The 21,556-nt window shown below is 47.1% G+C and carries 19 protein-coding genes; 12 read left to right on the forward strand and 7 right to left on the reverse strand.

Going from position 1 to position 21,556, the window contains the following annotated elements; translation table 11 throughout:
* Positions 1 to 30: 30 nt before the first annotated feature.
* From MKY44_RS08590 to MKY44_RS08605, 4 genes are all read right to left on the reverse strand, one after another.
* Positions 31 to 765: a DsbA family oxidoreductase gene (locus MKY44_RS08590; protein WP_341006774.1), complete on the reverse strand. Its 735-nt coding sequence runs from the start codon at positions 763 to 765 to the stop codon at positions 31 to 33.
* Between the two features lie 82 nt (positions 766 to 847).
* On the reverse strand, positions 848 to 1,276 hold the full coding sequence (locus MKY44_RS08595; protein WP_341006775.1) for a cytidine deaminase: 429 nt from the start codon (positions 1,274 to 1,276) through the stop codon (positions 848 to 850).
* 76 nt (positions 1,277 to 1,352) lie between these two features.
* Positions 1,353 to 3,353, reverse strand: coding sequence for an LTA synthase family protein (locus MKY44_RS08600; protein WP_341006776.1), 2,001 nt, complete (start codon positions 3,351 to 3,353; stop codon positions 1,353 to 1,355).
* 212 nt (positions 3,354 to 3,565) lie between these two features.
* Positions 3,566 to 4,720, reverse strand: a complete 1,155-nt coding sequence (locus MKY44_RS08605; RefSeq protein WP_074094429.1) for a THUMP domain-containing class I SAM-dependent RNA methyltransferase — start codon at positions 4,718 to 4,720, stop codon at positions 3,566 to 3,568.
* Positions 4,721 to 4,959: 239 nt separating this feature from the next.
* On the opposite strand from MKY44_RS08605, the gene MKY44_RS08610 reads away from it, so the two are divergent.
* Positions 4,960 to 5,592, forward strand: coding sequence for an O-methyltransferase (locus MKY44_RS08610; protein WP_036670998.1), 633 nt, complete (start codon positions 4,960 to 4,962; stop codon positions 5,590 to 5,592).
* 188 nt (positions 5,593 to 5,780) lie between these two features.
* Here the strand turns inward: MKY44_RS08610 and MKY44_RS08615 are convergent, their stop codons facing one another.
* A complete protein-coding gene (locus tag MKY44_RS08615) occupies positions 5,781 to 6,992 on the reverse strand; it encodes an asparaginase (protein ID WP_341006777.1) in 1,212 nt (403 codons plus the stop codon).
* Between the two features lie 486 nt (positions 6,993 to 7,478).
* Between MKY44_RS08615 and MKY44_RS08620 the strand changes: the two genes are divergently transcribed.
* Positions 7,479 to 8,681 (forward strand): cytochrome P450, encoded by a 1,203-nt coding sequence (locus MKY44_RS08620; protein WP_341006778.1) that lies wholly within the window; start codon positions 7,479 to 7,481, stop codon positions 8,679 to 8,681.
* A 106-nt stretch (positions 8,682 to 8,787) separates the two neighbouring features.
* On the opposite strand, the gene MKY44_RS08625 is transcribed toward MKY44_RS08620, so the two are convergent.
* Positions 8,788 to 9,999 (reverse strand): MFS transporter, encoded by a 1,212-nt coding sequence (locus tag MKY44_RS08625; RefSeq protein WP_036670103.1) that lies wholly within the window; start codon positions 9,997 to 9,999, stop codon positions 8,788 to 8,790.
* A gap of 204 nt (positions 10,000 to 10,203) precedes the next feature.
* On the opposite strand from MKY44_RS08625, the gene hemE reads away from it, so the two are divergent.
* The 6 genes from hemE to MKY44_RS08655 all read left to right on the forward strand — a co-directional run bounded on the left by hemE (position 10,204) and on the right by MKY44_RS08655 (position 16,686).
* Positions 10,204 to 11,268: a uroporphyrinogen decarboxylase gene (hemE, locus tag MKY44_RS08630; RefSeq protein WP_341006779.1), complete on the forward strand. Its 1,065-nt coding sequence runs from the start codon at positions 10,204 to 10,206 to the stop codon at positions 11,266 to 11,268.
* A complete protein-coding gene (gene hemH, locus MKY44_RS08635; protein ID WP_341006780.1) occupies positions 11,261 to 12,211 on the forward strand; it encodes a ferrochelatase in 951 nt (316 codons plus the stop codon). The genes hemE and hemH overlap by 8 nt, the downstream gene beginning before the upstream one ends.
* Positions 12,211 to 13,635, forward strand: a complete 1,425-nt coding sequence (hemY, locus tag MKY44_RS08640; RefSeq protein WP_341006781.1) for a protoporphyrinogen oxidase — start codon at positions 12,211 to 12,213, stop codon at positions 13,633 to 13,635. Before hemH ends, hemY begins: the two co-directional genes overlap by 1 nt.
* A 182-nt stretch (positions 13,636 to 13,817) precedes the next feature.
* Entirely contained in the window at positions 13,818 to 15,230 is a 1,413-nt protein-coding gene (locus tag MKY44_RS08645) for a CapA family protein (protein WP_341006782.1), read from the forward strand.
* A gap of 24 nt (positions 15,231 to 15,254) precedes the next feature.
* Positions 15,255 to 16,007, forward strand: a complete 753-nt coding sequence (locus tag MKY44_RS08650) for a glycerophosphodiester phosphodiesterase (protein WP_341006783.1) — start codon at positions 15,255 to 15,257, stop codon at positions 16,005 to 16,007.
* Between the two features lie 46 nt (positions 16,008 to 16,053).
* Positions 16,054 to 16,686, forward strand: coding sequence for a fumarylacetoacetate hydrolase family protein (locus MKY44_RS08655; RefSeq protein WP_341006784.1), 633 nt, complete (start codon positions 16,054 to 16,056; stop codon positions 16,684 to 16,686).
* 122 nt (positions 16,687 to 16,808) lie between these two features.
* Here the strand turns inward: MKY44_RS08655 and MKY44_RS08660 are convergent, their stop codons facing one another.
* Positions 16,809 to 17,216, reverse strand: coding sequence for a hypothetical protein (locus MKY44_RS08660; protein ID WP_341006785.1), 408 nt, complete (start codon positions 17,214 to 17,216; stop codon positions 16,809 to 16,811).
* Positions 17,217 to 17,602: 386 nt separating this feature from the next.
* Here MKY44_RS08660 and MKY44_RS08665 point away from each other — a divergent pair, with 386 nt between their 5' ends.
* Genes MKY44_RS08665 through MKY44_RS08680 form a run of 4 tightly spaced genes read left to right on the forward strand, consistent with a single transcriptional unit; the run spans position 17,603 to position 21,539 of the window.
* Positions 17,603 to 18,160 carry a MarR family winged helix-turn-helix transcriptional regulator gene (locus tag MKY44_RS08665; RefSeq protein ID WP_341006786.1) on the forward strand — a complete coding sequence of 186 codons (558 nt, stop codon included), beginning with the start codon at positions 17,603 to 17,605 and terminating at the stop codon, positions 18,158 to 18,160.
* A gap of 58 nt (positions 18,161 to 18,218) precedes the next feature.
* A complete protein-coding gene (locus MKY44_RS08670) occupies positions 18,219 to 19,667 on the forward strand; it encodes an aryl-sulfate sulfotransferase (RefSeq protein ID WP_341006787.1) in 1,449 nt (482 codons plus the stop codon).
* Between the two features lie 39 nt (positions 19,668 to 19,706).
* Complete coding sequence (locus tag MKY44_RS08675; protein ID WP_341006788.1) at positions 19,707 to 20,735, forward strand: ABC transporter substrate-binding protein; 1,029 nt, start codon at positions 19,707 to 19,709, stop codon at positions 20,733 to 20,735.
* Positions 20,736 to 20,762: 27 nt separating this feature from the next.
* A complete protein-coding gene (locus MKY44_RS08680; protein WP_340016530.1) occupies positions 20,763 to 21,539 on the forward strand; it encodes an ABC transporter ATP-binding protein in 777 nt (258 codons plus the stop codon).
* Positions 21,540 to 21,556 lie beyond the last annotated feature (17 nt).

Genomic DNA, 21,556 nt, shown 5'->3' on the forward strand with positions numbered 1-21,556 from the left:
GAAATATCCCCTGATCCTGCTGCTTTTGTGTTATTTATTCGAATCGGATGGTGGTACTGCGCATCCGTCATCTGTGCAGATACCACTGCCGTCTGTTTCTGTTGTGTTGGATTCAACCATGGTGAATGGGGAACGCTCGTCCCATGCTTTTTGAATGGCATCCAGGAACACCTCGTCAGGCTGAGCACCTGATACGGCGAACTTGCGGTCGAATACAAAGAACGGTACACCGCGGATGCCGAGTTGCTCGCCTTCTGCTTGGTCAGCGCGGACATTGTCGGTGAATTGATCACTGGACAGCACTGCCGTAGCTGCCTCTCGATCCAAGCCGACTTCCTCTGCTAACTGAGCCAACACTTCAGGGTCGCCGGAGTGTTTACCTTCAATAAACACAGCTTGGAATATCCGTTCACTCAGTTCAAGCGCTTTGCCTTGTGTATCTGCCCAGTGTGTCAAGCGGTGAGCTGAGAAGGAGTTCGTAGGAATCATGGCATCAATATTGTATTCCAGTCCTGCCGTACGAGCATTGGCATTCATCTGGGCATTCATACCTTTGGCCTGTTCCACGCTCATATTATATTTGGCAGCCAGATATTCCGAATTGGTTTTGCCTGGGTTCAATGCAGCGTTTGGATCAAGCTCGAAGCTTTTAAATTGCAGCTTCACTTCATCACGGTGTGGGAACTGTTCCAGTACATTCTCCAGGCGGCGTTTGCCGATATAACAGAAAGGGCACAGAAAATCAGACCATATCTCAATATTCATTTTATTATAACCTCCATCATCCTTTTAGTTGAAACTAATATGGTTACAATTATAAAGCCACTTTCTATAATTCGCAAGGAGATTACTTTTTATCCCGATATGCCTTGGACCAATGGTAAGGTTGAATCTCATCCAGTCTCTTGAAGACCAGTTGGCCAGAAGGATCATATACGGCAGCTTTGACTTCTTCGCCCCAGTAAAATAATCGTTCCTGGCACACACCGCAAGGTGTAAGGACCTTGAATTCTGAATGCTCGTCATCACGAGCGATACAGAGGGAGTGGGTGACGCGTTCGTTCAATTTGTGGGCTTCCAGATAAGCTCCTGTTTCCATACACAGATGCGTGGCATCGTTGATGACCTCTGGAGCTACACTAATCAGCAGGGAGCCAGCTTCGGTATAGACGGCACCCGCGCCGCCCCATCCCTGAGGATAACGTTGCTTCACAAATTTTGCGGCTGCGTCGAACAATTGTTGTTCAATATTAAATGGTCCTGTATGTGATGTCATGTAATGAGAGTTCCCCTTTTTTAAATCCAGTTCAATTCATTTCGTGTATTTGTTTAGCTTGTCATTACGATATTGCTCATTGCGATGTTGCTGTTGAACTGTCTTCCTCTCGAAAGCGCTGAATCAAATCATAGGTAATTACGGTGTCCGAGACATGTAATCGCTTGGCTGCTTCATCATGACCTGGACGGCAAGCATTGATATCTGTTTTGTCACGTGTTGACAAGTCATAACAAGCGCCATTCTCGTAGATATAATCATCCGATGGAATATAGAATACAGAACCATCCGAGAATGCGCCATTACGCAGCACAACCGTACGCCCAGACCCGTCATATACGTCGTTACCCATGTGATAATAGGACAGGTCGGATAAGCCTAGCAAATGCAATACGGAAGGCGTGATGTCCAGTTGTCCCGAAGGTTCGTCGATGGTTCCGGCAGCTGCTCCGTCCGGTAAATGCACGAGCAGGGGGACCTCGTTCATGATCTGTGCCATATCCAGTTCGTTCAGCGAACGTCCCAGGAACTGTTCGTATTGTGATCGTTCTTTAATCGAGTTGTCGTGGTCTCCGTAGAACATAAAGATGGTATTTTCCCATAATCCCCGATTTTTCAGATCCTCGACCATCTTGCCGAGCGCCGAATCCACGTAATGAACGGATTGCAGATAGTTACCAAACATGGTCCCTTGGAACTCGCCTACATCCAGTTGCTGTTTCTCTTTAGGCAGGGCGTATGGATGGTGACTGCTAAGTGTAATGAGGAAGGAATAGAACGGCTCGGTCACCTCACTACTCATTTTCTCAACGGATTGGCGGAAAAAGGATTCGTCAGATAGGGACCAGCCAAGTGGGTCATCCTGTGCAAAATCATTTTTACTATAAAACTTGTCGTACTTCATGTTCTGATACATCGTATACCGATTCCAGAATCCACTCTCATAAGCGTGAAATACGTTGGTGCTATACCCGTTATCCTTCAGAATGGAAGGTAGGGAATCATACGTATGGTCTGCATATCGTACAAAGGCTGATCCAACTGGAAGTGGATGTAGGGAAATGTTTGCGCCAAAATCGGCATCAGACGTTCTGCCCTGACCTGTCTGGTGGTAAAAGTGACTATAATACTGACTTTCCTTCATCAGTTCATTAAAATACGGTGTGATCTCCTGACCGCCAATGCTCTGGCCAATCATGAAGTTCATAAAAGCCTCACCCTGGACAATGATGACGTTGCTGTCTTTATATTTGCCAAACAAGGCATCATTCTGCAGGGCAGTCCCTTGCCTTTCGGCGAAGAATGCCTTTGCTTGTTCAACATCAGCGGGTTCAGCCTGCGGCCCGGAGCCGATGTGGTCTTTGGCAAAGTTGTACAGATCATAACCGTGAAAAGCGAGCAGTCCGGTCACATTGTACATGGATACATTCCACCAGTTGTTATCGAACAGGCCTTTGGCCCATGTTTTGCTGTAGAAATAAATGGGGCCGACAGCGAGGCCAAGTCCCAGCACAAGGGCGATGCTGCCAGCCGTGAGACGGCGGCGCAACCGTGCCTTGCCATCCTTATACCAATAACTCCCGTAACCAGAAACAGACGTACTGGAGTGCTTCGAACGGTAACGTCTGCTGAACAGTACGATAGCTGCGAACGGAATGACGACAAGCCAGTCGGCAAAGAACCAGAGATCACTTGTGTAGATCAATGTAGCGATACTGTCACCCAATGCGTCAACTTGTCTCGCCTGCAACAATACCGGGATGGTCAAGAAATCCTGGAAATAGCGATAATACACCATATCGGCGTAGATTAGTGCGGTAAGCAGCAGGTTAAGCGCGGCGAGAGACACGATCATGCCTCTACGTGGCAGCAACCAGGTCCAGAAGGACAGGAGTAGTAATGATCCAATGGCAATGACTTTATCCAGCAGTCCCATCGTAATGTTATAAGCGTGAAGATTGTGATGGAGCCACATGAGTTTGAGCAGCATGAGCACAAGAAAAATAAGATATAACGTTAGTGGATGGTTTAGAAGCCCGCGTGGCATAGAGCTGCGCGAAGGCCGAGTGACAACCATATGTATGTCCTCCTTGCTTTTGTTGTTTTGTTATCGGAATGTAAAATAGGGCTCCATCCATTATAGCGTGGCCTCATGTGTTTTCAACTATGCCTCAGAAGAATTGATTTCTGCGGAATCGAAGAGCGAAGTCAGTGAATTCATATGACCAGATTAGCGCACAAAAAAGTGCCCGAGCCATGGATGGCAGGAGCACTTTGTATTTGCATTGATTATGAAGATTGTGGTGCTTTATTTCGTGGAGGCAATGGGCCCAAATACTGATAGTACTGGGTTTCAATTCGTCCGTTGAACAACTTGCGACGTTTGTCTGCCTTATGACCGAAATACTCCTCGAAAGCTTTGGTCGACGTGATTGCGAAAAAGGACCATGTTGGCATGTCGAGGTAACTGCGCCCTAATGAGCGGAGCAACTTCTGAACTTCTTTTTCTTCACTCAAACGTTCACCATATGGGGGATTGGTAATGATAACACCATATTCACCCTGTGGTCTTGCGCGATGAGCGGGCAGGACGCTGACTTCAATATCTTTGGCGAACCCAGCACTTTTGATCGCTGCCATAGCAACTTCAATCGCTTCCGGATCAATATCGCTACCTGAAATTTGTAACGGGACATCGTCACGTACAGCATCGAATGCTTCTTCGCGCGCCTGTTCCCACAATTCTTCAGGAATGACAGCCCAGTCCTCAGAGTTGAAGGTCCGACGAAGTCCGGGTGCAATGTTCCAGCCGATCATAGCGGCTTCGATCAGCATTGTGCCTGATCCACAGCATGGGTCATAGAATGGACGGGATACATTCCAACGGCTGAGCTGAATAAGAGCTGCAGCAAGTGTTTCTTTGAGTGGCGCTTCGGTAACGAGTTTACGATAACCCCGTTTATGCAGACCTGGTCCCGTTGTATCTAAAGTAAGCAGGGCGCGATCGTTCAGCAGAATGACCTCAATCACATAACGAGACCCATCCTCTGGGAACCACTCTGTGTCATAAGTCAGCTTCAGTTTCTCTACGATTGCTTTCTTCACGATCCCTTGTGATGCAGGCACACTGCTTAACTGGGATTTTTGAGAACGACCCTCTACAGGAAATTCACCGTCGGCTGGAATCCACTCTTCCCAAGGCAACGCTTTGGTGCCTTCAAACAACTCGTCGAAAGTCGTGGCAGGGAATTCACCCATTTTCACCAATACACGATCCGAACTTCTCAGCCACAGATTACAACGGCAAATATCAATATAATCTCCTGTGAAGAAAACCCGTCCATTGTCGATCGTAACATCTTCATACCCCAGTTGTTTCAGTTCCCGGGCAACAACAGCCTCGAGTCCCATCGCCGAGGTTGCAATCAATTGCAATTGAGCCATGTGATTCATTTCAACTCCATTTCAAGCTGGAGAAGGGAAATCCTTCTCTCTGCTGTATAGTGACGGTGCGGCCTTGCCGCTTTCCGTGAAAAAACTTACAATGAGAAATGCGGTGAACGTATGCACTCCTCTTTCGAAGTGATGCATCAGTCAACCGCCTGTGTTGATAACAAACATTTATTATAGAACATTGGCATCCATATGGAAAGCAGTCCAAGTGTCCAAGGAGGATTTTAGTGGTGAATCTGACCCCTGATGAATATGTAAATCAATTATTTCAAGAGGATGAGCTTTTGCTGAAAGTGAAAGAGGCCATCCGTTCGAACGGCATGCCGGAAGTTTCGGTTGCGGCGGCGTATGGACGTTTGCTCACGTTTCTAGCCAAGACATCCAAAGCAGAAGCTGCGCTCGAAATCGGCGTGCTGGGCGGTTACAGTGGGATCTGCATTGCGCGTGGTTTGCGTGAGAATGGAACCCTGACTTCGCTGGAACTGAAAGAGGAATATGCGGCAATGGCGCGTGGTCATCTGGAAGAAGGCGGTTTTGGCGAAAAGGTGGAGTACCGCATTGGCCCGGCGGCAGACAGCCTGGAGCAATTGGAGCAGGAAGGTCGCACATTCGATTTTTTCTTTATTGATGCAGATAAGGAGAATTATCCGGTATATCTTGACTATGCCATTAAGCTGGCCCGGCCAGGTGCTGTCATTGTAGGTGATAATTGTTTCCTGCGTGGTCGTACACTAAATCCGGACAAGCAAGGTCCGGCTGTGCTGGCTGTTCGTCGTTTCAATGAACAGATGGCGAGTGACCCGCGTCTGGTGACGACGATGTTACCGGACTACGATGGGCTGGTACTTGCCTGGGTGAAATAAAAGTGGTTATTTCCTAAAGATAAAACTCCGATGAAACACGATCTCACGCTCTTATATTTGTGAGGTGGATCGTGATTCTGTACGGAGTTTTCTAAAAACACACAAAGAAAGAGATGACAACATTTTAAATGATCAAAAATGTGTCGTCTCTTTCTTTGTATTTGCAGATATCGTTGTAGTAGTTCGATTTATACTTCAGGTGTTCCGTACGTTTCAAACCATTTTTTGATGGTGTCAAAATCATCACTGAAGGACAAGCCCAGCATCAATAATACACGAGCTTGTTGAGGACTCAAATTGTCACCTGCAATGATACCTTTGCCGCCGCCATACACACTTCCTGAACCCGTCCGAGTGGTGGTCACAAAGATGACACCTTCTTCAATGGCTTTGGTACGAGCTTGTCCCATAGCTCTGGAGATACCTCCAGCTCCGGTACCGGAAGTCACGATTCCTTTGGCACCGCTACTCACGAATCCTTCAATGGCTCCGCCGCCAGCTTCTTGATATGAGATCGCAATTTCAACTTTGGCCAGATCTGCCTTTGTTATTTTACTTAGATCAAATACGGGCTTTGCTGTGCCTTCAGGTTTCAAGGCACGTGCAGGAGCACGGTAGATTCGAATGTTTTCTTCATCAATATATCCTACAGCGCCGAGCATCGGCGTTTCAAACGTATCTGTCCGATAATCATTTGTCTTGGTTACACCACGAGCAAGCTGGATTGTGTCATTCAACATGAGTACTGTGCCGAATGAAGTGGTACGACCACTGCCTGCAAGTTTGATGGCGTTGTACAGATTGGCTTGAGCGTCAGAACCGATGACGGTCCATGGACGCATGGAGCCTGTGATCACGACAGGTTTGTCACTCTGAACCGTCATATCGAGGAAATAAGCGATTTCTTCCATTGTATCTGTACCCGTGGTAACGACAACACTGTCATACATTGTCAGAGCTTTGTCTACCGTCTGCGACAAGTCATAGAGGTCGGTCATGCTATAGGAACCTGAACCTGAGTTTCCGAATTGGAGTGTGCTAACATCAGCAATCTTCTGTTTATCCGGTAAGGCGTCTACCATCTCTCCAATGGGAAGCGTACCTGCCTTGTAATTCTGGAAGCTGGTGGCATCCTCGGATTGACCGGCAATCGTTCCGCCAGTTCCGATCACCAATACATTAGGGAGTGCAGATTGCTTGGAAGAGTCTGGTATTGCAGGGATGGAAGTATTGCGAGCCGGAGTAGTGGTTGCTGTCTGAACAGCACCTGTTGTGCCTTTCACCTCTACCGTAGCTGCGTGCGCAGCGTAGGTTCCAATGGGGGACAACGAGATGGTCAATGCTGTTAAAGCTGCGGTACTCCATACGGCCCAGGGACGAAGATTGGATGTTTTACTCATGAATAGCACTCTCCTTCAAGTAAGTGTGATGTTAAGTTTGTTAAGAAGAATATGTATACCATTTCAAATTTATTGTATTTCATGTTAAGTAATATGACAAATATAGATAACGGTAGAGTAATCGGTTACATTCATAGATAATGAGAGTAAAATGGTTATTTATGAGGAATTACGAAAGAATATTCATTATAATAGAGATAGATGAGAGTTGGTTTTAGTAGTTTTGAAGAAAAATAAGTCTTTTTAATGTTAGTTAATATTACATATTGAGTCTTTTGTCCTGATAAAACGATGTATTTTAATAAAAGAATGTCGAATTGGGACTCATATCAGAAGTGGGTTACAGAATGAGAGGGTAATAGTAACGCATATTAGGTAATGGGGCTCAATTACGGTCTAAAGAGTGGTTTCGTAATAGAGTTATGTTTATAATAGGGGTGATCAACATATGTAAATAAATATATAATATTGATTGGAGGAGAAACGATGAAACAGGCACCGAGAAAGTATGCAAATTACATTCCGATTCGGGAACTGGAGACTTTGGAAGAGAGGTTATCTCCCTTCAAGGTGTATGCAGAACTTCGTGATAACACTCCAGTCCGATATGATGAGCATCGAGAATGTTGGGATGTTTTTGGTTATGAAGATGTGAAGTACGTTCTGAAAAATCCGAAACTGTTCTCTTCTGCACGTGATCGTGCGAATACGAGCATGTTGACGACAGACCCTCCCAAACACAAACAGCTGCGTGATCTGGTGAACCAGGCGTTTACACCCAAGGCAATTGAAGCATTGGCTCCGCGTATTCAGGAAATCACAGATGAGTTAATTGCTCCACACCTGTCAGAAGGACATATGGAACTTATTGATGACCTTGCAACACCATTGCCCGTCATTGTCATTGCGGAATTGATCGGAGTCCCTGCGGCGGATCGTCAAAAGTTCAAAGACTGGTCTGATGTGTTGGTGAAAGGTGCACGTGATGATAGTGAGCAGGCCTTCCAGGAGTTATTGGAGGAGAAAAAAAGAAATATGCAGGAGTTGCATATCTATTTCACTGGCATTATGGAAGAACGTCGGTTGCAGCCCAAGGATGATCTGATCTCATTACTGCTTGCTGCGGAGATTGATGGTCAGCAATTGACTTCAGATGAAGTTGTAGGCTTCTGTATTCTCTTACTTGCTGCCGGTAATGAAACAACAACCAACCTGATTACCAATGCGGTTCGTATTCTGTCTGAACAACCCGAGCTACAACAGGAGTTGCGCGAACATCCTGAACGGATTACTTCTGCGATTGAAGAGACGCTGAGATATTATCCGCCAATTGTCGCGATCGGGCGGGTCGCCAAGGAAACTGTAGAGTTGAATGGTCAGTCGATTCAAGCTGGAGAGCAGGTGATTTCCTGGGTTGGAGCAGCCAATCGGGACAGTGCCCAATTTGAAAAACCGGAAGATTTCATCTCTGATCGCAAGCCGAACAGGCATATGGGCTTTGGTTTTGGCATTCATTTTTGTCTGGGTGCACCACTCGCTCGTTTGGAGGCAAGGGTAGTTCTTCATACATTGCTTCAGCACATGGGAAACATTCAACTTGTGCCGGGAACGGCTCTGCAACCGATACAAAGTGCCTTTGTGTTTGGTGTGAAACATTATCCGATAGAATTCAATCTAATAAATAAATGATGAATGGCGCATGAATGACAAAAGCCGCTCTCAGGCCAATTAGGCGCTGGAAGCGGCTTTTTCAAATGAAACAGTAAGATGTACTCATTAAGAAATGGATAGGGAATCAGGATTCCCGAATAGAAGCAGGTTTGTTATACAATTTAAATCGGACCCAAACCATATTAAGCAGCAGCAGTCCGCCAGATACGATAAACAGACCTTCGATCCCGATGAATCCTGCCATAAATCCTCCAATGATCGCTCCAAGCATGTTGCCCAGCGCCAGAGTACTCGTATTAAAACTGAATGCACGGCTGATCATGCTATCGGATGTATAGGAACGGATCAGGGCATTAACGCTCGGAAGCAAGCCACCCATGAACACACCCATCATGAAACGAACAAGAATGAGCTGCCACACGGTCTGAACAAATGCCTGCGGAATAAGCATGAGTCCTGTACCTATGAGGGAGAACGTCAGCACCTTGTGAGGACCAATCCGGTCACTCAGCTTCCCGAGAATCGGAGACATCGCCATATTGGATAGTCCCGTAACTGCACCGACAAGTCCTGCCCAGAAGGCCACGTTTACATCCGAAGCATGCAATTTTTGTACATACAGCGGCAAGAGTGACATGGGGCTGATCATTGCAAACTGCAACAGAAACGTCACAGCAAACAGTGCGGGCAGTTGAGGTGACTTGTTCAACTCCTTCAGACCAGACAATACGGATTGTGCCGGTAGCTTGGCTGCTTCTTGACGGTCAAACTTCTCTCTCACCAGGAACATGGCGAGCATGGAAGCAACAAAGATCAATCCACCTGTAATGTAGAAAATGGGGCGGAAGCCTACCGCATCCGCTAACAAGCCACCAATAAGGGGACCCAGGATTGTGCCGGCAACCTGCCCGGACTGACTGATTCCCATGGCAAAACCCATGCGGTCTTTCGGAGTGGTACCCGATATCAGCGCAACAGCCGCAGGATTGAAACCGGAGATGGTACCGTTAAGCAAACGCAATAAGAGAAGCTGCCAAGGATTCTGTGCCAGACCCATAAGGGCAATTACGATGGCCATCCCGAATCCCGAACGCAGCAGCATTACTTTTCGGCCATACTTGTCTGATAACTTGCCCCAGAGAGGTTGGAACAAAAATGAGGTGAGGAAATTGGCTGCAAAAATAAATCCCGCCCATATGCCAATTTCATGTTCGCCAACAACGCCCAGATCTCTTGCGAGATAAAGAGACAAAAATGGGGTAATCATGGTCATGCCCGAATTGACCAAAAATTGTCCGAACCAAAGCACAATGAGGTTTACTTTCCACGTTTTCAAAGTGCTTTCACTTCCTTTCAAAGATATTTCTGTAATTCTCAAAAAAACACTATTCTTTCATTATAACATAATTGGCATATGAGGGATGGGTGTAAGGAATGTCATAGTATTGTCACGTAGAACGCATCTGCATGTGGTTGTTACGGCTGTTTAAAAAGGGCATAATGGTAATTATGAGTCCAAAAACTATTGGAGGCTTCTTACATGAGCTATAATGATCGACTGATTCGGGCAAGTTTCAAACAACAGGTAGACCGTGTCCCGGTATGGTACATGCGTCAAGCTGGACGTTACGATCCTGAATATCGCAAAATTAAAGAAAAGTACTCCTTGCTAGAGATCTGCAAACAACCCGAGCTGGCGGCTGAAGTTACACTCATGCCGGTACGCAAACTTGGTGTAGATGCGGCTATTTTGTATTCCGATATTATGAATCCGGTTGCCTCTCTGGGCATTGATTTTGACATTGTAAAAAATATTGGTCCAGTTATCGATAATCCTATTCGGTCTGCTGCAGATGTGGATCGGCTGCGTCCCATCGACGTAGAAGGAGATCTGTCACATATTCTGGAAACCATTCGAATTCTGGATAAGGAGCTTGATGTGCCTCTTATTACGTTTGCGGGCGCACCATTCACGATTGCGAGTTATCTGATTGAAGGCCGACCTTCGAAAGGTTATATCCGCACCAAAACGATGATGTACAGCGAGCCTGAGGTGTGGCACAAGCTGATGCAGAAGCTTGGTGATATGGTTATTACATATGTCCGTGCGCATATTGCGAATGGCGGTAAGGCATTCCAGTTGTTTGACAGCTGGGTTGGAGCACTTTCTCCCAGAGACTTCAGAACATATGTGTTGCCTACGATTACCCGTATCTTTACCGAATTATCGGATTTGAATGTACCGAAGATTTATTTCCCTGGTGTTGCATCCGGTGAGTTGTTGCCAGCACTGCATAATCTGCAAGCCGATGTGATTGGACTGGACTGGAGAGTATCCATTTCGGAAGGGCGTCAACGTCTTGGTGGCAAGTTTGCAGTACAGGGTAACCTGGACCCATATTTGCTGACTGCCCCGATGGAACTGATTAAAGAGCAAGCCAAAGTGATTATTGACGAAGGAATCAAGGAGCCGGGTTATATTTTCAACCTCGGACACGGATTATTTCCTGAAGCATCGCTAGAGAAGCTCAGAGAATTAACGGCGTATATTCATGAATATTCGGCCGAAGCAATGAAGACTGGGGTGACGGTAACCAATGACTAATACTCTAGGTGTACTGGTGATGTCGTATGGCACACCAGAAAATATGGAGAGTGTTGAAGCGTATTACACACATATCCGCAGAGGACGTCCGCCTGAACCAGAGCAATTGAAAGAGCTGACGGATCGTTATGAAGCGATTGTTGGAGGTGTTTTCCCACTTCGGGAGAACACAGACAATCAGGTCAAGGCCCTTCAAGAGACATTAAACCGCGATGAGCGTGGCACTGATGTGGAATTCCGTTGTTATCAAGGACTGAAGCATGCCTATCCGTTTATTGAGGATGGCGTGGAGCAGATGGTGAAGGATGGAATTCAGACAGCGATTGGTATTGTACTGGCTCCTCATTTTTCCACGATGAGTGTAGGCAGTTATATCAAACGTGCGCGTGAAAAAGCAGAAGAGCTGGGCGTTCATATGTCCTTTATTGAGAGTTATCATCTGCATCCGAAGTTAATTCAGGCGTTGTCCACACGTGTCAGTGACAAGTTGGATGCGTTTGAGGAAGCTGGAGCAAAACGCGGAGATGTGAAGGTGTTGTTTAGTGCGCACAGTCTGCCGGCACGTATTGTGGAGATGGGTGATCCATACCCGCAACAATTGCTGGAGACTTCGGAAGTGATTGCATCACGTGTAGGCATAACGAATTGGCAATTTACGTGGCAGAGTGCCGGACGAACAGCTGAGCCTTGGCTTGGACCGGATATTCTGGATACGTTACAGGAGCTTTCTCGTGAACAGGTAGAGGATGTGCTTGTGGCACCAATCGGGTTTGTCTCGGATCATCTCGAAGTGCTCTATGATCTCGATATTGAGGCCAAATCGATTGCCAAAGAGATCGACATGCGCCTGATGCGTATTGATTCTCTCAATAGCGATCCTCTATACATGGAGACCTTAAGCGACGTTATTATAAGCCAATGGCAGCAAGGGTCGGATGAGTAATGGGTGATAAGAAACGCCGTGTTGTTGTTGTCGGCGGTGGCCTTACCGGCCTCAGCGCGGCATTTTATATCCGCAAGCATTACCGGGAAGCAGGAGTTGAACCTGTGATTACTTTGGTCGAGAAAAGCTCGTCCATGGGAGGCATGATTGAGACACTGCACCGGGATGGATTTGTGATTGAAAAAGGGCCAGATTCTTTCCTGGCTCGCAAAACAGCAATGATTGATCTTGCTAAAGAATTGGAGATCGATCATGAATTGGTCAGTCAGAATCCGGAGTCGAAGAAAACGTATATCATGCAGCGTGGCAAGCTTCATCCTATGCCAGCAGGACTTGTTCTCGGTATCCCGACAGAACTAAGACCATTCTTGAGAAGTGGTCTGGTCTCTCCGGCAGGCAAACTGCGGGCGTTGATGGATTTTGTCATTCCGCCGCGTCGTACAACAGAGGATGAATCGCTCGGTTATATGATTGAACGTCGTCTTGGAGCAGAAGTGCTGGAGAACTTGACGGAACCACTGCTCGCAGGAATCTATGCAGGTGATATGCGGCGATTGAGCCTCCAGGCTACCTTCCCGCAGTTCGGAGAAGTAGAACGCGATTACGGCAGCTTGATCCGGGGCATGATGACAGGCCGCAAACCGGCTGAGACGCATACCGGAACAAAACGAAGTGCTTTTTTGAACTTTCGTCAGGGACTCCAGAGTCTTGTTCATGCACTCGTCCATGAGTTGCAGGATGTGGATCAACGTCTGAACACCGCGGTGAAGTCACTGCAACGTCTTGATGCAGCACCAACCAGATACCGTGTTGAACTGGATAATGGCGAAATGCTTGAAGCCGATGATGTAGTGGTTACTGTGCCAACGTATGTTGCGTCTGAGCTGTTGAAGCCTCACGTGGACACAGCGGCACTGGATGCGATTAACTATGTGTCTGTAGCCAATGTAGTGCTCGCTTTTGAGAAAAAAGAGGTGGAGCATGTATTCGACGGGTCGGGTTTCCTCGTTCCGCGGAAAGAGGGTCGCAATATTACGGCTTGCACGTGGACATCGACGAAATGGCTGCATACCAGCCCGGATGATAAAGTACTGCTCCGCTGTTATGTTGGTCGCTCCGGTGACGAACAGAACGTAGAGCTTCCGGATGAAGCGCTGACGAATCTGGTTCTCAAGGATCTGAGAGAGACGATGGGTATTGAAGCAGTGCCGATCTTCTCCGAGATTACAAGGCTACGTAAATCCATGCCACAGTATCCGGTGGGACACCTCGAACATATTGCCGCCCTCCGTGAGGAGCTTGGTAGCAAATTACCGGGTGTGTACATTGCAGGTGCAGGTTATGAGGGCGTAGGCTTGCCTGATTGCATCAGACAAGCGAAGGAAATGTCTGTTCAGGCTACACAAGAGCTTGCAGCAGATTAAGTACAGCAAGAGAGCTGTCTCAAACGTAGAATTATCTACTGGAGAGATGGCTTTTTTTATGTGAAGATCTGGAAGCTAACTGAGTTCATACCCTTTCAATCGATACAGTTCCAAGGAATGATGGAAATCCAGAATATGCCTGATATAATGGTATGTATGGCTGTGAAGAAGAGGAGTTGCTTATGTATCCCCCAAGATCAGATCGAAGTGTAGAGAGAAAAAAAAGAAAGCGCACCCGCGATAGAATCATCTGGACAGTTAATCTTGTATTGATCATGGCAATTGGTCTGGTGGGCATTTTTTATGTCATTAATACACGTCAGCAACAGGCAGACCTGCCGGTGAAGCAAGAAATGGTTGATCAGGATCAGCCTTCCATTGGAGACGATGCCAAAGGCGGGGATCAGGTAAGCTCTCCAGACCCGGAATCCGATGAGACTTCGGAAGAAGAGACCGAAGCTACGGATGAAGAGACAACAGCGGATGCAGATAAGACATCTGGAGTAGCGACACCTGACACTTCAGGCAATACCAATAGTGAGAAAGTAGAATCCGGAACGAAAAAACCTGTGGCAAATTCGACACCGTCCGGTACCAAGGGAAATGCAGGTGTGGATCAGGAATCAGGGACGTCGAAACCTTCCAATTCAGCGAAGGATGTTACGATTAACTTTGTTGGTGATATTCAATTCTCGGGCAAAGTTGCTGAACTGCTGGATAAAAACGGTTATGATTATCCCTTTGCCAAACTCGGCAGATTATTCAAGGATGATGATCTTACCATCGGCAACTTGGAGACACCGATAACCCTGGGTGGTACTGGTGCGGCTAACAAAACATATGTATACAAATCTTCGCCCAAAGCATTGGCGGCAATGGCCTCTGCGGGTTTTGATGCTGTCAATTTGGCTAACAATCATATTCTGGATCAGGGCGTAGAGGGCTTGGTGGATACGTTAACCTATCTCAAGGAGTATGGCATAGCTCACACTGGAGCAGGGATGAACAGAGATGAAGCTTATGCACCAGCTTACCTGGAACGCAAAGGCATGAAGATCGCACTGCTTGGCTTCTCCCGAGTGGTACCGGAAACGAGTTGGAAGGCGGAAGGCAATCGGGCTGGTGTGGCTGAAGCTTATGATTCCACAGGAGCAGTCAAAGCGATCCAGGAGGCCCGTAAGAAGGCTGATCTGGTGATCGTGGTTGCACATTGGGGAGAGGAACGTGTAAGTACTCCGAATAGTGACCAGACCCGATTGGCTCATGAGTTTGTAGATGCTGGCGCTGATCTGGTCATAGGTGGTCATCCTCATGTGTTGCAAGGGCTGGAGTACTATAAGGGGAAGTGGATTGCATACAGTACGGGAAATTTCATTTTCTCCAGATCAACAACCGAAGAGACATGGAAAACGGCGGTATTTCAGGCTCGCTGTAGTCGCGATGCAGATTGCAGCATGAAAGTTATCCCTTATGAGGCCGGGCTTGGTCAGGCCATTCCGATGATTGATGAGGCGAACAAACTGCTGTTGGAACAGATGGCAAAGCTCTCCCCGGGCATTCGATATGATGGGAATGGAGTCGCTTCGCCTAATTAAAAACCTTTTTGAGGAGGGAATCGAATGAACAACCTTTGTGTAGCACACCGTGGATTTTCTTCTATTGCACCAGAGAATACGATGGCTGCATTCCTGATGGCCATGGAGCGGCCTGAAGTTCAGTGGATGGAGCTGGATGTGCAGTTGTCGCGTGATGGTGTACCAGTGGTTATTCATGATTTTACTGTGGATCGTACGACGAATGGCAAGGGCTTGGTTCGGGAAACCGATTGGGCTGATCTGCAACGTCTGGATGCCGGAGCATGGAAAAACAAGTCTTACAAAGGCGAACGGATTCCGGCGCTAAGTGAATTGTTAGATCGCTCGTGCGGCAGAGTACGTTTGAACATTGAACTGAAAACGCAGGGAGACATGTACCCGGGTCTGCCTGCGGCTGTTATACATGAAGTGAGAAAAAGACATATGCAAAATGATGTTGTGATCACCTCATTTGAACCAGCCGCTCTGATCGAAGTGAAGAAACTTGCACCGGAGATCCAGACGGGGCTGATTATTGATGCACGACCAGGTGACCTGTTAACCGCGCTGCGGCAGATGAATAGTACATTCCTCTCGATTGGATACACCAATGTAGACAAATCCTTAATGAACGAGATGCGGAGTGCAGGCATTCGGGTGATGGCTTGGACAGTGGATGACAAGACCATTATGAAGAAACTGGCGGCAGTTGATCCAGAACTCATGTTATGTACGAACCGTCCTGACGTATGGGAGCTGGCATTTCAGGAGACGAGCAGCCGATTTTTCAGACCTTAACTTTACTATATGCACTAATGAATCCGATAAAGGTGGTTATATACCCATGTTGACTAACATTCGCAATGTATACTGTGTAGGACGCAATTATAAACTTCACGCGGAAGAATTGGGTAACGCGGTTCCGGATGAACCAATGATCTTTATGAAACCTTCCCATGCAGTCGTGCCCCTGAATGGTGAAACGCTTGAATTGCCTGCTACCAAGGGTGAAGTTCACTATGAAGCTGAACTGGTCGTGCAAATCGGCCGGGGTTATAAGCCAGGTATGGCGGTGGATGAGCTGGTGGATGCGTATGCGTTTGGTATTGATTTTACGTTACGTGACGTACAGACCGTAATTAAGAAAAAAGGCCACCCGTGGACAGCGGCCAAAGGGTTCAGAAATTCCGCTCCGGTTACTGTATTTCAGGCATTCCCGGGTGCGGCAGCATTACTGGAGAAAGACTTTACATTGACCAAAAATGGTGAGGAAGTCCAGCGTGGTAATATTCGTAACATGATCTTCAGTTTACAGGATATTGTGGATTATGTAGGTCATCATTACGGCCTGGGGCCGGGCGATGTCATTTTTACAGGGACACCGGAAGGTGTTGGACCAACACAAGCAGGAGATGTGCTCGAACTGGCATGGGACGGCGAATCCTTGGGTGCCTGCACGATTGGGGCAGCGCAATAAGGATTACACATCATACCTGCTTGAGATGAATAGGGTACAAGAAAGGGGCGTGAATACGCTCCTTTTTGCTGTGTTATCGTGGATATATATTTATATCTTCATCGTACGGATACGCTACTAACTTAGGCCAAGCTGTACGCTGTATTTGCGCTCTGTGTGACCAACTCTTCCAGTTCAGCTTGTTGTGCAACATGTTGCTCCGAACTGATACTTCCATTTGCGAGCCGTTCATCCAACTGCTCTCTGAGCTGCCTTACTTGTATAGCAATGACCTCATCCAAATTCCCGTTGTTTTCTTCCGTAATCGTCCTCAGTGATTTGCCGTTGTACAGTTCCTGATACAAGTCCACTTCTGAAGCCTGATTCAGAGCGCTGAGCAGCTCATCACTGCTTCCCTCACGAGTGTCCAACTCAACGATGGACCATTTAGCAGTAGGTATGGGAGAGATGGCGGATTGGCCCCATGCTGTTCCGGCAAAGGACATGGTGACAATCATGGTGCCTATAATAATGACTCTTTTCATATTCATATGGATAATCCTCATTTCTGTAGTTGAGTACGAACTGAATCGTAACTTGTCGTTGATGTAGTTGTAGATGTTTCGATCTGAGAATAGTGTAAACGGGAAACCTGAAGTGAAACTTAAAACAGGATAAGTAATTTCAAACCGGCGGGTAATGACTGTAAAAGTAGATCTATATTTTAATTCTCACTTGACAGGTTGGGTTAGTTGGTTATATGATAATCTCAATTATTTTAATATTCATTAAATGAACAGTGAACTAATTTGAACTGAAAACTGCATTGAGCTGATTGGACCACCAAAGGCTCCCGGGACTACTCCTCTAAGGAATGTCCTCGGGGGCCTTTTTTTGTTCGCTATTGAAGCTTCAAAACGATCAAGGAGGTTATGAAATGAGTGATAGAGACTGGGAAGCGTTGGAGCGGACGGATTGGTTATTTCGCAAAATGGTCAGACGATTTGTCAAAGAGCGGGATCGCATCTCTGTAGAGGGAATCAGCCTGCCGGGTATGCTTATCCTGCACAAAATCATTCGTGAGGGAGAACAACGGCTTGGAGATCTGGCAGAACAATTGGACTTCACATCGGGTGCCATTACAGCTCTGACCGATAAGTTGGAGAAAAAGGGACTCACCATCCGCAGACGAAAGGAAGACGACCGCCGGACGGTTTTACTGGACATCACATCCAGCGGGCGGGAGATGTATGCGAGAAACAGCAACATCGGTGCCCGATGTATCACGCTTCTGTTTGAGGGTTTTACGAGTGAGGAACTGGAGCAGCAAAGTCGATTCTACGAGCGGGTAGTAGCGAATCTGGAGGGATTCTCGGACACGGTGCTGGAATTGGCGGAGAGCAACGGGATACAAGAACATGATCGGTCCTCCGCAAGTGACCTTGAGCAGAAGCAACGGGAAAATACCGGGAAGAGGAACTATCTCAGTTATTGAGGTTGGGTCAAAGTAACGATATTTGATATACCACAAACATTCTAGGGAGAGATGATCAATGGGACACTCAACAATATATCCAACTGGAGCGACGTTATACAATCCGGATAAGGCTTGGGGCGGTTATACCGTCTATCAGGCAGGTGAGGAAGGCGTAGTATTGATCGATATGAATGGCAAGGAGGTTCACCTGTGGAAAGGATTGTTAGGTTTTCCGGCCAAAATATTACCTGGCGGCTACGTGCTGGGCAGCACGGGTCGGAGAGATCCGAAGTTTGGTATTCAGGATAATGTCGATCTGGTCCAAGTGGATTGGGACGGCAACATTGTATGGAAATACAATAGCTACGAATACATCGAAGATCCGGGGTATGAGCCACTATGGTATGCCCGCCAGCATCATGATTATCAGCGTGAGGGGAATCCAGTAGGTTATTATGCACCTGGCCTTGCGCCAAAGACGAAGAGTGGTAAAACACTTATTCTGGCTCACAAAAATGTGAGTAACCCGCAAATTTCAGATAAGCCATTGCTTGATGATGCCATTATCGAAGTGGATTGGGAAGGGAAGGTACTCTGGGAGTGGCTGCCTAACGAACATTTTGAAGAATTAGGTTTTGATGAAGCTGCTCGAAATGTCCTGTTCCGTGATCCAAATACACGTTCTTTCGGTCATTTGGGTGGTGGCGTTGGTGACTGGTTACATATTAATTCTGCCTCTTATGTCGGACCCAACCGCTTCTATGAAGGCGGAGACGAACGGTTCCACCCCGACAATATTATCTGGGATGCCAGAGAGGCCAATATTATTGCCATTACAGACAGACAGAGCGGAAAGATCGTGTGGAGACTAGGACCAGACTATACTTCAACTGAAGCGAAACACATTGGCACAATTATCGGACAGCATCATGCACATATCATTCCCCAAGGTCTACCGGGTGAAGGGAACTTGCTCGTATTCGACAATGGCGGCTGGGCAGGTTACGGCCTTCCAAATCCGGCTTCTCCATTTGGATTGAAACATGCGATTCGGGATCACTCCCGTGTACTGGAGATTAACCCGGTCACCCTGGAGATTGTCTGGCAGTATACCTCGGCAGAAGCAGGTTTCTCGGTTCCGACGGATTCTTATAAATTTTATAGCCCATACATCAGTTCCGCCCAGCGTTTACCTAACGGCAACACCCTGATAACCGAGGGTTCCAATGGCAGATTGTTCGAAGTGACAGTGGAGCATGAGCTGGTCTGGGAGTATGTCTCCCCGTACACGGATGGGCGGAATACCAATATGGTCTATCGCTCATATCGAGTTCCTTATCAGTGGGTTCCACAGTTGGAGAAACCGCAGGAAGTTGCCATCGAAGCCATTGATGTCTCCACCTACAGGGTCCCGGGAGCAGCACCCAAAGGTTCTGCATCCATCGTGAGCGTAGAGACAACTCTTCCATTTGTGGAGGGTGCAGCCTGTGTGGCAACGTCGGATGAAGGCAAGTCAGGCGGTTAAGCGTCAAGATTCATGACTAGATCGAATGGGGTGTATATTGTGAGAAAACCATCCATAGTAACCGGCATATTGATATTATTTCTGGCTACGGCACTCATATTATCCGGATGCAGTTCAAACGCAGCAGGATCTGGAGCAAAAGACGCTACCGGCAACAATACCGATAATGTAAAAATTCGAATCGCAGATACAAGTACGAACCCAACGTTCAGGGTAGCCATTGCCAAAGGTTTTTTTGAAAACAGGGGCATTGATGCAGAGAGTATTACGTTTGGCTCACCGGCTGAAGGTGTAAATGCACTATTTATCAAACAGGTTGATATTGCTTACGGTGCGGACTTCCCTGTATTAAATGCGCTGGCTAAAGGGGAATATTCAGTCATCGCTTCTGCAGGCCAGACTACGGATGAAGCGGCAGCCGCCTGGAAGCTGTATGCAAGGGAGGATATTCAGAGTGGAGCGGATTTGAAGGGAAAGAAAGTGAGTTTCATTCGAGGCACATTTATTCCGTATCTATGGGATGAATATTTGAAAGATCAGGGGGTGGCGCTGAGTGATGTGACGCAAATTGGTCAGGGGGCTTTTGATGAAGCCTACATCGCACTGAAACAGGGAGACCTTGATGCCGCTTGGGTTATAGGTTCCGCGTTAACCGATAAATTCGATGCACTCGAAGGAGTACATCAGCTGACGGATATGTCTCAGACCCCTATACGCCTTGGTATGGGACTGGTATCAAGTAATGAATTCATCCAGGCAAACCCTGAAAAGATAAGTGACTTCCTTGCAGCGCTGGATGAAGCATCCACGTATGCCCAAGCGCATCCTGAAGAGGTTGCCGATCTGATGTATCAAGAGACCAAACAGCCTAAAGATGCCACGTTGAAAGACCTTCCGATCAATCCATGGGAAGTTGGATTTACGCAGGCTGCTTATGATAGTTTGGCAGGTCAGAAGCAATATATGGTGGACACTGGAATCATCGAACAGGATTTTGATCTCGACACCAAACTCGATCTGACTTCTCTCCAGCAGGCTTTGCCGGAGAAAGTAACATATAGTAAATAATTCTTATTGAAATGGGAGGTGTCCGTTATGTCCTTACCTGCAACTCAGCATACCATTCATATTGAACAGCTTCGGAAAACGTATCATGCCCCGACCAATGGGGATGTGCATTATATCATTAAGGATGTCGATCTGGTTATCAAGGGAGGAGAGTTCTTTGTCCTGCTTGGTCCCAGTGGGTGCGGGAAGTCAACGCTGCTGAATATGATCGCGGGTTTTATCTCCAAGTCGGGTGGACAGCTCAAGGTAGACAACAAGGAGATCGACAGACCGGGCAGGGATCGGGCAATGGTATTCCAGCAGGCGGATTCTTCTCTCTTTCCATGGCTAACTGTGAGGGAAAATGTTGAATTCGGACTTCGAATGTCCAAGGTGCCTAAGACACAACGACGTGAGATCTCTGATCGATACATCCAGCTTGTTGGACTGAGTGCTCATGAGGGGAAATTTCCGAAAGAACTCTCGGGTGGCATGAAGCAGCGGGTTCAATTGGCCCGGGTACTTGCGAATGACTCGGCGATCTTGCTGATGGATGAGCCATTCGGTGCGCTGGACGCGATGACGAGACGGACCATGCAGAAGGAACTGGTGAATATTTGGAAAGAAACACATAAAACCGTTATCTTTGTGACACACGATATTCAGGAGGCGTTATTGCTTGGTGAGCGCATAGGCATTATGTCCGTAGGTCCATCTTCGAATATAACGGATATTTACCACAACAACTTACCTTACCCGAGGAACATCGCCTCGTCTGAGTTCAACACCCTGTATGACCGAATTCAAGGCCACTTTGAAGAATAACTGAGGTGATATACAAG

The organism is Paenibacillus sp. FSL R7-0026 (assembly GCF_038004485.1).
In the GTDB taxonomy this organism is placed as follows: domain Bacteria; phylum Bacillota; class Bacilli; order Paenibacillales; family Paenibacillaceae; genus Paenibacillus; species Paenibacillus xylanexedens_A.

What these genes read in the sequence shown, in the direction of transcription:
- MKY44_RS08680 (WP_340016530.1), top strand. Translation starts at nt 20,763, where the DNA reads ATGTCCTTACCTGCAACTCAGCATACCATTCATATTGAACAGCTTCGG.
- MKY44_RS08620 (WP_341006778.1), top strand. Translation starts at nt 7,479, where the DNA reads ATGAAACAGGCACCGAGAAAGTATGCAAATTACATTCCGATTCGGGAA.
- MKY44_RS08615 (WP_341006777.1), bottom strand. Translation starts at nt 6,992, where the DNA reads ATGAGTAAAACATCCAATCTTCGTCCCTGGGCCGTATGGAGTACCGCA.
- MKY44_RS08595 (WP_341006775.1), bottom strand. Translation starts at nt 1,276, where the DNA reads ATGACATCACATACAGGACCATTTAATATTGAACAACAATTGTTCGAC.
- MKY44_RS08605 (WP_074094429.1), bottom strand. Translation starts at nt 4,720, where the DNA reads ATGGCTCAATTGCAATTGATTGCAACCTCGGCGATGGGACTCGAGGCT.
- MKY44_RS08600 (WP_341006776.1), bottom strand. Translation starts at nt 3,353, where the DNA reads ATGGTTGTCACTCGGCCTTCGCGCAGCTCTATGCCACGCGGGCTTCTA.
- MKY44_RS08670 (WP_341006787.1), top strand. Translation starts at nt 18,219, where the DNA reads ATGGGACACTCAACAATATATCCAACTGGAGCGACGTTATACAATCCG.
- MKY44_RS08655 (WP_341006784.1), top strand. Translation starts at nt 16,054, where the DNA reads ATGTTGACTAACATTCGCAATGTATACTGTGTAGGACGCAATTATAAA.
- hemE (WP_341006779.1), top strand. Translation starts at nt 10,204, where the DNA reads ATGAGCTATAATGATCGACTGATTCGGGCAAGTTTCAAACAACAGGTA.
- MKY44_RS08645 (WP_341006782.1), top strand. Translation starts at nt 13,818, where the DNA reads ATGTATCCCCCAAGATCAGATCGAAGTGTAGAGAGAAAAAAAAGAAAG.
- MKY44_RS08650 (WP_341006783.1), top strand. Translation starts at nt 15,255, where the DNA reads ATGAACAACCTTTGTGTAGCACACCGTGGATTTTCTTCTATTGCACCA.
- hemH (WP_341006780.1), top strand. Translation starts at nt 11,261, where the DNA reads ATGACTAATACTCTAGGTGTACTGGTGATGTCGTATGGCACACCAGAA.
- MKY44_RS08590 (WP_341006774.1), bottom strand. Translation starts at nt 765, where the DNA reads ATGAATATTGAGATATGGTCTGATTTTCTGTGCCCTTTCTGTTATATC.
- MKY44_RS08665 (WP_341006786.1), top strand. Translation starts at nt 17,603, where the DNA reads ATGAGTGATAGAGACTGGGAAGCGTTGGAGCGGACGGATTGGTTATTT.
- MKY44_RS08660 (WP_341006785.1), bottom strand. Translation starts at nt 17,216, where the DNA reads ATGAATATGAAAAGAGTCATTATTATAGGCACCATGATTGTCACCATG.
- hemY (WP_341006781.1), top strand. Translation starts at nt 12,211, where the DNA reads ATGGGTGATAAGAAACGCCGTGTTGTTGTTGTCGGCGGTGGCCTTACC.